General features: G+C 73.9%; 10 protein-coding genes and 1 pseudogene. 3 read left to right on the forward strand and 8 right to left on the reverse strand.

The window, feature by feature from the left end; genetic code table 11:
• Positions 1-185 precede the first annotated feature (185 nt).
• From TR50_RS08630 to TR50_RS08645, 4 genes are all read right to left on the reverse strand, one after another.
• The gene (locus TR50_RS08630) at positions 186-1,457 is read right to left on the reverse strand and encodes a S53 family peptidase (protein ID WP_042416959.1); all 1,272 of its coding nucleotides are present in this window, start codon (positions 1,455-1,457) and stop codon (positions 186-188) included.
• A gap of 289 nt (positions 1,458-1,746) precedes the next feature.
• A complete protein-coding gene (locus tag TR50_RS08635) occupies positions 1,747-2,712 on the reverse strand; it encodes an SGNH/GDSL hydrolase family protein (protein WP_236654338.1) in 966 nt (321 codons plus the stop codon).
• 43 nt (positions 2,713-2,755) lie between these two features.
• Positions 2,756-3,112 (reverse strand): DUF4387 domain-containing protein, encoded by a 357-nt coding sequence (locus TR50_RS08640; protein ID WP_042416962.1) that lies wholly within the window; start codon positions 3,110-3,112, stop codon positions 2,756-2,758.
• Positions 3,109-4,479: an acyclic terpene utilization AtuA family protein gene (locus tag TR50_RS08645; RefSeq protein ID WP_042416965.1), complete on the reverse strand. Its 1,371-nt coding sequence runs from the start codon at positions 4,477-4,479 to the stop codon at positions 3,109-3,111. Before TR50_RS08645 ends, TR50_RS08640 begins: the two co-directional genes overlap by 4 nt.
• 166 nt (positions 4,480-4,645) lie before the next feature.
• Here TR50_RS08645 and TR50_RS08650 point away from each other — a divergent pair, with 166 nt between their 5' ends.
• Entirely contained in the window at positions 4,646-4,984 is a 339-nt protein-coding gene (locus TR50_RS08650; protein ID WP_052440850.1) for a hypothetical protein, read from the forward strand.
• A gap of 42 nt (positions 4,985-5,026) precedes the next feature.
• Here the strand turns inward: TR50_RS08650 and TR50_RS08655 are convergent, their stop codons facing one another.
• Both TR50_RS08655 and TR50_RS08665 read right to left on the reverse strand, forming a co-directional pair.
• Positions 5,027-5,974, reverse strand: coding sequence for a hypothetical protein (locus TR50_RS08655; RefSeq protein ID WP_152648309.1), 948 nt, complete (start codon positions 5,972-5,974; stop codon positions 5,027-5,029).
• Positions 5,971-6,300 (reverse strand): PadR family transcriptional regulator, encoded by a 330-nt coding sequence (locus tag TR50_RS08665; RefSeq protein ID WP_084699945.1) that lies wholly within the window; start codon positions 6,298-6,300, stop codon positions 5,971-5,973. The genes TR50_RS08655 and TR50_RS08665 overlap by 4 nt, the downstream gene beginning before the upstream one ends.
• Positions 6,301-6,495: 195 nt before the next feature.
• Here TR50_RS08665 and TR50_RS08670 point away from each other — a divergent pair, with 195 nt between their 5' ends.
• Entirely contained in the window at positions 6,496-7,746 is a 1,251-nt protein-coding gene (locus tag TR50_RS08670; RefSeq protein ID WP_042416971.1) for a styrene monooxygenase/indole monooxygenase family protein, read from the forward strand.
• 421 nt (positions 7,747-8,167) lie between these two features.
• Here the strand turns inward: TR50_RS08670 and TR50_RS08675 are convergent, their stop codons facing one another.
• Both TR50_RS08675 and TR50_RS08680 read right to left on the reverse strand, forming a co-directional pair.
• Complete coding sequence (locus tag TR50_RS08675; RefSeq protein WP_042416973.1) at positions 8,168-8,833, reverse strand: ABC transporter ATP-binding protein; 666 nt, start codon at positions 8,831-8,833, stop codon at positions 8,168-8,170.
• Between the two features lie 179 nt (positions 8,834-9,012).
• A complete protein-coding gene (locus tag TR50_RS08680) occupies positions 9,013-9,708 on the reverse strand; it encodes a hypothetical protein (RefSeq protein WP_042416975.1) in 696 nt (231 codons plus the stop codon).
• A gap of 97 nt (positions 9,709-9,805) precedes the next feature.
• Between TR50_RS08680 and TR50_RS46605 the strand changes: the two are divergent.
• A pseudogene (locus TR50_RS46605) lies at positions 9,806-10,205 on the forward strand (hypothetical protein); the annotation flags it as partial.

The raw sequence follows: 10,205 nt of genomic DNA on the forward strand, positions 1-10,205 counted from the left end.
CACCATCATGGACCCGTTTTTGAACACGTTCAACTCGCCTTCTCGAGCCAACGTGCTCCAGGCCGGCAGGAGGGTGAAGATCCCCGGGGCCGGGCGCGAGGGAGAGCGCGAAAGAAGGGGCGGACGAGCCGCGGCGTGGGGTCCACGGTCCGTCCGCCCCTTCGGTCAATCGGGGCTGTGCATGGTCAGCCCGCTGTGAAGGCCGTCAGGCCGTTCGGGGTGCCGAGGCCCGTCGGGCCGTCGTAGCCCGTGCCCGCGGTGCAGAGGTAGGACGGGTCGCAGCTGCCGTTGCTGCCGCTGGTGACGTCGTTGAGGGCGTCGGTGTGCTGGTACGGGTACTGCGCCGGGTAGTCGCCGCTGCCCGGGGCGCCCGCGTCGGCGTAGACGCCCGCGATGATCGGCGACGCGGCGCTGGTGCCGCCGTAGACCTGCCAGCCGGAGGCGCCGTAGCTGTCGTAGACGGCGACGCCGGTGGCCGGGTCGGCGACGGCGGAGACGTCGGCGACGGTGCGGTTCGCGCAGCCGCTGTCGGTCTGCCAGGCGGGCTTGGGCTCGAAGGCGGAGCAGCCGGAGCCGGTGCCCTCGGTGCTGGAGGTGGACCAGACGCTCTCGCTCCAGCCACGGCTGCTGGAGTCCTTGGTGAGCGAGGTGCCGCCGACGGAGGTGACGTACTGGCTCGACGCCGGGTACTCCGCGCCGTAGGCCGAGTCGCCGGCGGAGACGGTGATGGCGACGCCCGGGTGGTTGAAGTAGCTGCTGTCGGCGGACAGGTCGGAGGAGTCCTCGGAGCCGCCGTAGCTGTTGGAGACGAACTTCGCGCCCATGGAGACGGCCTGGTTGACCGCGGTGCCCAGGTCGGTCATGTTCGCCGAGTCGGCCTCGACCAGGACGATGTGGGCCTCGGGGGCGATCGCGGAGACCATGTCGAGGTCCAGGGATATCTCGCCGGCCCAACCCGAGTCGGCGCTCGGGTAGTTGGTGCCGCCGTTCTCGTCGACCTTGCTGAAGCAGCCGTTGTCGCTGGTGCAGGCTGGCAGGCCGTACTGGCTGCGGTAGGTCGCCAGGTCCGACTCGGCGTTCGGGTCGTCCTGCGCGTCCACGATCGCCACGGTCTGGCCCGCGCCGCCGTCGGCGGGCAGGTTGTAGGCGCTGAGCAGGTCGCTCGGGCCGTAGCCGGAGGGGGTCGCGGCTGCGGACACGGCGTGCGCGGCGAAGACGTGCGGCTGGGCGACGTCGGTGCGCACCTCCGCGAGACAGGACATCATGCGGACATGCTTGGGGGCGCCGCAGAGGTGCCGGGTGTGCACGTGGTGGGAGGCGGTGCTCGCCGCCGCCTGACCCGACGCCACCGAGCTTGCGGTCGCGGGTGCGGCGATGGCGGCTGCGCCGCCGATGAGGGTGACCACGGCGATGCCGACGGCCGTGGTCGTGCGACGCGGAACAGATCCCTTGCCCATGGGGTTGAGGGGTCCTTTCGGGGTCGGCCGCCCTGTCGCCGGTGGGCAACAAGTGTCGTGAGCATGCCAAACGAAGCCCTGCTTCGCGGCCTGTCAGACCAGGACGGGTGGGGATATGACACCACAAGGTGGGGTGCGCCTTGCCGTGCTCAAGACAAGCAGTGCGTCATCTGACGCGTCAACAAGAGCCCTGAGGATTTTCAGAGGAAGACGCACACAACTCGGTCACTTGTGCGTAAAAACCCCTGCTGAGAGGCTGTCACCCGGGGTCGGCGCTCCCAGCTTTCTTTCAGGATTCGTCACCCAGCGTCGCCAGAACCGCATCCGCCATGCCCTGCTCCCCCCGCGCGTTCGGGTGGAGCGAGGCCGCCTGCGCGGTCGGCAGCAGCGGTTCGATCCAGCGGATCGAGGCCGTCTCGCAGGCGTCGTGGCCGAGCGAGGGCGTCCAGGTGTCCACGAAGCGCGCGCCGGCGGCAGCGGCGCGCTGCCGCAGCATCGCGTTCAGATGCTGCTCCTTGACCCGCAGATAGGCCACGTCGTCGACCGTCATCGCGAGCCCGGACGCGCAGGCCCCGCCGTCGGCGGGCAGGATCTCCGGGTAGCCGACCACGTACACGCGCGCGTGCGGGGCGCGGCGGTGGATCGCCGCCAGGGCGACCGCGAGCTGCTCCCCCGCCGTGCGGATCCGCGCCTCGACGCGGTCGCCGCCCGTGGTCAGCTGCTCGCGGCAGGGCGTCTGCCGCAGCAGACCCGCGGTGACGCAGCGCTCGACCAGGTCGGCGAAGCCGATGTCGTTGCCGCCGATGCCGAGGGTGACCAGCCGGGTGGAGGCCGAGAGCGCGGAGAGCTGGGCCGGGTTGGCGCCGTCGGAGGTGGACTGCCGACCATCCAGGTCCGTGATCCGCGCGCCGCTGCAGCTCACGTCCCGGAACTGGGCCGCCGTCAGGTGCAGGCGCGCGGCGAGCAGGGCCGGATAGGCGTGGCTGGACCGGTCGCAGCCGGCCGGGACCCCGGTCTGTTCGGGGATGCCGGGGCCGGCCGTGTACGAGTCGCCGAGCGCCACGTAGGGGCCGGACACGAGCGGCGTCGGTGAGAGCGAGGGCGAGGGTGAGGCCGGTGGTGGGGCGCTCGGCGCGGCCAGGGCGGCCCGGTTCGAGGAGTCCCTGGGCGCGGGCCGGTCGGAGCCGCCGCACGCGGTCAGCCCCGCGCAGAGCAGGGCGGCGACCATGGCCGCGCCCGTCCGTCGTATCCGCATGCCTACCACCCCTGAGCCGGTTCGTGCACCCACCCGGCCCACCCTACGTCGCGGGCGTGCCCTCCTCCGGGAGCGGCAGGAGCAGAGTCAGCAGCGGTCCGTGCTGCTGCGCGCCGTAGACGTCGGTCTCGCCGACGCTCCCGGACGGCAGCGGCCGACGCAGGTTGAGCTTCACGGCGCGGGCGGGATCGTAGAAGATCGGCTCGCCCACGTCCGCCGCCGGGAGGCCGTACAGCTCCGCCACGACCTGACGGTTGATCAAGCGGTCGCGCTTGACCAGTTCGTAGTGCCCGCGGGTGGTGAAGATCACGTCAAGGGTCAGCTCGAAGGGTCCGGCGTTCTTGCTGCGCACCACGTCGGCGAGGGCCGCGAGGGCGGCGAGCGGCTGTGCCTCGGTCATGACGCCCCCTCGGGCAGCTCGGTCCAGTGGATCGGGAACGACGCGCCCGGGTCGTCGACGCGCAGGAGGTGGTAGACGCTCCACTCGTAGACCGCGCCCGCGTGGAAGTCGGAGGGCGAGTACGGGAAGGCGAGGTTCCCGGCGGTCGAGAGCCGGCCCGGGTAGCCGAAGTGCAGCATGGTGGAGCGGGCGAAGGCGCACAGCGTGTCGGCCAGCGCCTGGGTGCCGGCGACCGCCTCGATGACCAGGCCGACCTCGTGCCCGGCGACCACCGGGTGCGGTTCGAGCGCGCCCATGCAGCCGTCGCGTCCGTAGACGCGGACCAGGAGCCGGTACTCGTCCGGCTTCAGGTCGGGGAAGTTGTCGGCGACGCGCTCGCGCACGCCCGCGACGATCGCGTCCAGCTCGCGGACGAACACCGGGTCGCGGGCGCCGGCCAGCGAGACCGTGCGGTAGCCGCGCAGCCGCGCTCCCTCCAGCTTGAACGTGTACGGCGCGGGCACGTGGCGCGAGCCGGTGACCCGGACACCGCGCTCCCCCTCGGGGGTGAAGACGCAGTCGGTGAGGTCGAGATGGCCGCCGGGACCGGGCAGGTGGTACGGGTCGCTCTTCTCGTAGAGGGTGTGCGCGGCCACGGAGGTGGGCGTGCAGCGGCGCTCCGGCGAGAGCGGCTCGACGGTGAAGTGGTCGCGGCGGAGGGTGCCGAGCATGCAGTCGCTGCCGCTGCCCGGCACGGCCGCGATGGCGGCGCATTCCAGGATCTTGCCGAGGTGCAGCGCGAGGCCCGCGTCGAAGCCGTGCAGCAGGGGCAGCGCGGCGAAGACCGCCGGGTCGTAGGCGCGTCCGGCCAGCACCAGGTCGGCGCCGCCGCGCAGCGCCTCGACCAGCGGCTCCGCACCGAGCTGCGCCACGATCCTGCTGCTCGCGCGCACGTCCGCCTCGGTCAGCTCCGGCCCGAACGGGACGGCGGAGATCCGGTCGGCGCGCAGCGCGTCGAGCACGGTCTGCTGCGGGACGTCGGCTGGGATGAGGGCGGTGCGCAGCCGCAGGCCCCGCTCCGCGGCGATCGCGTCGGCGATGGCCCGCAGCCACTCCAGGTGCGGAGCGGCTCCGGCGCCACCCGCAGAGCCGACCACGACGGGGACCCGGAGCCGACGGGCGGCCGTCAGCATCCGCTCCAGGTCGCGCCGGACGGCGGCCCGGTCGGTGAAAGACTCGCCCGCGCCGAGGTAGTACGGCCCGGGGTCGCTGGACCCGGCGTCCGCCGCGATCACGTGCGGTCGACGGGCGAGGCCCTCCTCGAACGCCGCGTCGGGAAAGCCGTAACCGAGGATGGCCGTCGCGGCCAGGATCCGGATCTCTTCCATCGGCTGCCCCTCCACGCGTGACCGCCTCCCTCCGACTGCCGTCTTCTGCCGCGTTCCGTCGGCTGCCGCCGCGTTCCGCCGACCTCCGCCGGCCTCCGCCGGCTTCTGCCACCTGCGCGGCCAGCATAGGCTGGCGGCCTCGGCCGACAGGGGGAGGCGGCGCGACATGGCGACCGGAGACGACAAGGACACGGCGTTGCCGAGTTCCTGCCCGCGGTGCGGGCAGGAACTCGTACGGGAGACCACCCGGTCGCGGCGCGGCACCCACGAGTGGCGGAAGTGCCCCGACTGCGCCTGGATGGGCCGCCCCGATCCCAAGGGGGCCCCGATCCTCCACCCGTTCCATCGCCCGACCGGCGAGGAAGCCGACTGCGTCTTCTGCGGCGAGGAGGAGTGCAACCGCGCGAGCGAGTCCTTCGTCTGGGACGGCCGACTGTGCGAGTGGATCGTCTGCACGGCCTGCGGCCGGGAGAACGTGCGACGGATCGGGCCGTCGCCCGCCTGAGGCCCGTCCGGCGTTGGCCCGTCCGACGCCGGCCGCGCCCGTTCAGGAGCGGACGGTCCGGCCGTCCGCTCCGCCGTCGATCCACCGTCGCCACGCGAACACCACGACGACTGCCGTCAGGACGGCCACGGACGACGTCCATGCCGGGTCCAGCCTGACCAGTTCCGGCACGTCGAAGCGCAGCAGCCCGACGACCGCCGCCACACCGAGGGCGATCGGGCCGGCGGCGTCCCTGCGGGCCAGGACCAGCGCCAGGGCCAGGACCGCCGGGACGAACCAGACGAGCGTGACGATCGGCACCGTCACCTGCGTACGGTGGACCACGAGCATGATCACGTAGGGCACCAGGGCGAGCACCCCCGTCCATCCCACCGCCAGACGGTCACGCGGGCTCGCCGCGCCCAGCATGTCGCGGGGCGCCGCGAGGAGCAGCAGCGACACGAAGAGGGACGGCAGCAGCGCCGAGCAGACCGCGTCGAGGCGCCCCGTCCCAAGGCCCGGCAGCGCCGTGAGGACGACGGGGAACTGACCCAACGTGCCGATGGCGCCCAGGATCCGCGCGGCGCCCGGTCGGCCGGACAGCAGCAGCGCGAGGACGGCCAGCCAGACCAGGGTCGCGCCCGAGGCGTCGAGCAGGACCGTCAGGTACGCCCCGCCGAGCTGCGCGAGCTGCGGCGGCGTGAGCGCCGTGACCACCACGTAGGCGAGGTAGGCGAGCCCCTGGGCCGCGCAGAGCACGACCGCCAGCGGTGCCGCGCGGGCCACGATCTCGTCGGCGCGGCCCTGGCCGCCGAGTCCGCAGCGCAGCCGCAGGCCGTGCCCCGCGACGTCCATCGCCTCGCGCAGCGTGGCGACCCGGCCCGCGCCGGCCGTGGCCTCGGCGTAGATCGCGGCGAGCTCCTGCGCGTGGGCCGTCCGGGCCGCCCTCGGGTAGGCGCGCAACGCCACCCGCAACAGGCCTGACCCGCCGTCCGTCTGATCCTTCGTCATGCCGTCGCCCCCTTCAGGCCGGGCCGGAGCGCGAGGCGTCGCTCGGCCTCCGTCGCGACCGCGCGCAGCCGTGCCGTCTCCTCCGCGAGCGCGGTCACGCCCGGCTCGGCCAGCGCGTAGACCTTGCGCGCCCGGCCGTCGACGACCTCCTCCCGTTCCACCCGGACCATCCCCTCCCGTTGCAGCCGCTCCAGCGCGCCGTAGAGCGTGCCGGTGCGCAGCCGCACCCGTCCGTTCGAGATCTCGACGACCTCCTGCATCAGTGCGTAGCCGTGCCTCGGTTCGTCGGCCAAGGCGGTGAGCAGGAGCAGCGTCGGCTCCTGCATGGGGCGTGCACTTTGACTCATGTCGCCTACATATATCGGTGACCGGCATATGTCTGCAAGAGCGCGAGCCACCTTGCCTCCGGCCGTCTCCACCGCGAGCATGAGTCCCGACGGCCCTACGGGGAGCCGTCGTTGGGCTGGGGAATCCGGCTGGGGAATCCGGCTGGGGAACTGCACTGGTGAAGGGGTGGGCGGATGCGTGAGGTGGCGGTCGTCGGGGCCGGACAGTCCGGGCTGCATCTGGCGCTGGAGCTGCAGGCGGCCGGGCACGAGGTGACGGTCGTCGCCGAGCGCACACCGGAGCAGATCCGCGCCGGACGGGTGCTGTCCACTCAGGCGATGTTCGGTCCGGCGCGGGCGCTGGAGCGCGCGGCGGGCCTGGCCCTGTGGGACGGGGCGGCCCCGGACACGGGCGCGTTGCACGTCGTGGTCGGCGTGGACGGGCAGGCGGCGCTGAGGTTCGACGCCGCCCCCGAGGAGCCCGCCCACTCGGTGGACCAGCGGGTCAAGACCGCCGCCTGGCTGGAGCTGTTCGAGGAGCGCGGCGGCCGGGTGGAGTACCGCAGGGCGGCGGCCGAGGATCTGGCCCGGCTGGCCGAGCGCAACGAGCTGACCGTCGTCGCGGCCGGACGCGGCCCGCTCGGCGGCGTCTTCGCCCGCGACGCGGAACGCAGCCGCTTCGACGCCCCGCAGCGGACGCTGGCCGCCGTCTACCTGCACGGCGTGGGACCGGCGGCGGACCTCGGTCCGGAGGCGGGCGACCTCGCCCGGATCCACATCGTCGCTGGCGCGGGCGAGCTCGTGCTCCAGCCCGGCGTGACGCTGAGCGGCCCCTGCATGATCCTGCTGTGGGAGGCCGTGCCCGGCGGACCGCTGGACATCTTCGGCGACGATCCGGACCCCGAGGAACTGCTGGCCCGCACCAGGGAACTGATCCGCCGCCATGTCCCGTGGGAGTACGACGCCCTGGCGTCGGCCGAGCCGACGGACGCCGGGGCCTCACTCGTCGGCGCGGTCACGCCGACCGTACGCCATCCCGTCGCGCGGCCCGGCGGAGCAGCCGGACCCGCCGTCCTCGGCATGGCCGACACGCTGGTGCTCAACGACCCGATCACCGCCCAGGGCGCCAACAACGCCGCGCGCTGCGCGGCCCGTTACGCCGCAGCCGTCACCGAGCGCGGCGAACTGCCTTTCGACGAACCGTGGATGCGGGGACTGTTCGCCGCGTACTGGGAGGAGGCCCGCCACACGGTGGACTTCACCGCGACCATGCTCGGCCCCCTCCCCGACCACATCGGCCTCGCCTTCGCCCAGGCCGCCGCACACCCGGCGGTCGCCGCCCGGCTGGCCCAGACCTACGCCGACCCCACGGACTTCCCCCACTGGCTCGCCACCCCGGAGGCGACCACGCGCTACCTCGCCTCCCTCCCAGCACTCCCATCCTGACCGCCCGCCCCCCGCGCGGCGGTCGACGCGCGGGGATGGTCGACGCACACGGGCGGACACGGCGGGCGCGGGACGCCTCGCCCACGGATCGAAGACACCGCGTTCCCGTCCGCCCCAGCCCGGGAGTCCCACGCCGTGCTCTGCCCGCCAGGCGGCTTCCGAAGGCCGACGGGCTCTGCGGAGTCCGACGGGTACCGACGGGCGGGCCACGTCAAAGACCTGGGGCCGGCTCAGGTCACCAGCCCGCCGCGCCCGAGCGCGGGGTCGCGGTGGCGCGGAGCCGGTCCGGCGCGCCGGTCCGCTCTGTGTCCCCGCTGTCCCCGCTGTGCCCGGCCCGGAGCCGGCTCCTGGAAGTCTCCGTCACCGGCCGCAGCCCCCCGTCTGCCTCTTCCGATCCTCACCCACCCGCGGGCAGCAGGGCTCACTCGGCCAGTTGTCCGTCGTGCAACTCCACCACGCGGTCCGCCAGTTCCATGAGGTTCGGGTCGTGCGTGGCCACCAGGGCGGTGACGCCCTCGCTGCGGACGACCGCGCGCAGCAGTTCCATCACCGAGCGGCCCGTCTCGGAGTCCAGTTGGCCGGTCGGCTCGTCCGCGATGATCAGGTCGGGCTCGTTGGCCAGCGCGCGGGCGATGGCGACGCGTTGCTGCTGGCCGCCGGAGAGCTCGCCCGGGCGCTGCGCGGCGTGGTCGGCGAGGCCGACCAGGGCGAGCAGCATGCGGGCGCGTTCCTCCCGCTGCTTCGCGGGGACGCGGCGCAGCCGCATCGGCACGCCGACGTTCTCCGCCGCCGAGAGCACCGGGATCAGGCCGAAGGACTGGAAGACGAACCCGATCCGGTCCCGGCGCAGGGCCAGCCGGGCCTCCTCGTCGAGTTCGGCGAGGTCGGCGCCGTCCAGCTCGACCCGGCCCGAGGTCGGCGTGTCCAGGCCGCCGACCAGGTTCAGCAGGGTCGTCTTGCCGGAGCCCGACCGGCCTTTGAGGGCGGTGAGTTCACCCTCCCGCGCCTCGAAGGAGACGCCGCGCAGCGCGTGCACCACGCGCGATCCGCTGCCGAAACTGCGGTGCAGATCCTTGACCACGACCATCGCCCGCGCTGCCGCCACCGGCCACCCCCCGACATGTGCCACCCCTGTTGGTGGTCATATTTGCGCATCGGTCGGCGTCCCCGCGCAAGTCCCCTCCTCCGTGCACGGAGACACGGAGGGACGGCGGGGCGGACCCTCCCCCGGAGGGCCCGCCCCGCCGTCGTCCGCCGCGGCTCGGGTCAGTGCTCGTCGAAGACCCGGTGCACCGTCACCTCGGGCTCCATCTGGGCCAGGGCGGAGACGCCCGGGCCCTTCGGTGCGGTGGCCGCGGCAGCCTTGAGAATCGCCGTCACCTGCGCGGCGAGGGCGTCCACCTGGCTCTTGAGCTGGTCGACGGGCGCGGTCGAGCGGCCCAGCGCGTCCAGCTTGCGGTGGATGTCCGCCAGCTGCCGCTCCGCGGTGGCGCTCAGCGTGAACGGGCGGGGCGTGGAGACGACGAACTGGTAGGCCCCCGCCAGGGTCTGGCAGCCGGCGCAGTGGACGTTCTCGGCCTTGCTCAGGTTGAGCGCGTTGAGGTGGATGTCGGTCCCCGCCATGGTCACGATCTGGAAGGAGAGCGCGACCGAGCGGCAGGGGGCGTTCGGCGAGCAGTACGCGGAGATCGCCTGCGCCTGGTTGCGGGCACTCGCGGCGTAGAGCGTCCCGTACTGGTGGACCGTGAAGGAGTCCTGGAAGCGGGTGGTGTGGGCGCGGTCGGCCAGGGTGTGTGCGCCGTCGCTCGCGACGCCCACGCCGGGCGGTCCGCCGATGGCCTGTGCTGCCCCGGCGGTCGCGCCGATGACGCCGAGCCCTGCGCCGGCGATCAGGCCGACGCGCAGGGCACGGCGCGCGGCGCCGACGCGCGTGCGGGGCTTGCGGTGCGGGTTGAGCTCCATGGTCTGTGCTGCTCCTCGCTGTGAACGGGCTGCTGGGGATTACCTGAGCGCCGCGGTGCCGGCACTCGTCGCGGCCGTCGTGGGCGGGGGAGGCGCCGTGGCGGACGTGGTGGGGGACGCCGTCGGCGTCGCGGAGGGGCTTGCCGTCGGACCGGTGGTCGGGCGACTCGTGGTCACGCCGGCGGTCGGTGTCGCGCTGGGGGACGTCCGGGTCGTCGCCTGCGGGGTGGGCGTGGCCGACGGGCTGACGGAGGGCTGCGGCGAGGCCGTCGCCGAGCTGCTCGGCGGCACGACGCCGCCGGGGTGGCTGTGGCTCGCGCCGGGGCTGGGCGTCGCACCGCCGCCCGAGCTGCCGCCGTGCCCGTGGTGGGTGACGGGTGGGCTCGGTTGGACGGTGGGGACGCCGGGTTGGAGCACGGGGACGATCGGCGGCTGGGCCGGCAGCGGTTTGGGGGTGAGGCCGACGAACCACGCGCAGCACAGTGCGCCCGCGGCGA

The organism is Streptacidiphilus anmyonensis, from assembly GCF_000787855.1.
Classification (GTDB): domain Bacteria; phylum Actinomycetota; class Actinomycetes; order Streptomycetales; family Streptomycetaceae; genus Streptacidiphilus; species Streptacidiphilus anmyonensis.

Coding starts and splice junctions, on each gene's coding strand:
- TR50_RS08680 (WP_042416975.1), bottom strand. CDS start 9,708: ATGGAGCTCAACCCGCACCGCAAGCCCCGCACGCGCGTCGGCGCCGCG.
- TR50_RS08665 (WP_084699945.1), bottom strand. CDS start 6,300: ATGCAGGAGCCGACGCTGCTCCTGCTCACCGCCTTGGCCGACGAACCG.
- TR50_RS08670 (WP_042416971.1), top strand. CDS start 6,496: ATGCGTGAGGTGGCGGTCGTCGGGGCCGGACAGTCCGGGCTGCATCTG.
- TR50_RS08640 (WP_042416962.1), bottom strand. CDS start 3,112: ATGACCGAGGCACAGCCGCTCGCCGCCCTCGCGGCCCTCGCCGACGTG.
- TR50_RS08675 (WP_042416973.1), bottom strand. CDS start 8,833: ATGGTCGTGGTCAAGGATCTGCACCGCAGTTTCGGCAGCGGATCGCGC.
- TR50_RS08645 (WP_042416965.1), bottom strand. CDS start 4,479: ATGGAAGAGATCCGGATCCTGGCCGCGACGGCCATCCTCGGTTACGGC.
- TR50_RS08630 (WP_042416959.1), bottom strand. CDS start 1,457: ATGGGCAAGGGATCTGTTCCGCGTCGCACGACCACGGCCGTCGGCATC.
- TR50_RS08650 (WP_052440850.1), top strand. CDS start 4,646: ATGGCGACCGGAGACGACAAGGACACGGCGTTGCCGAGTTCCTGCCCG.
- TR50_RS08655 (WP_152648309.1), bottom strand. CDS start 5,974: ATGACGAAGGATCAGACGGACGGCGGGTCAGGCCTGTTGCGGGTGGCG.
- TR50_RS08635 (WP_236654338.1), bottom strand. CDS start 2,712: ATGCGGATACGACGGACGGGCGCGGCCATGGTCGCCGCCCTGCTCTGC.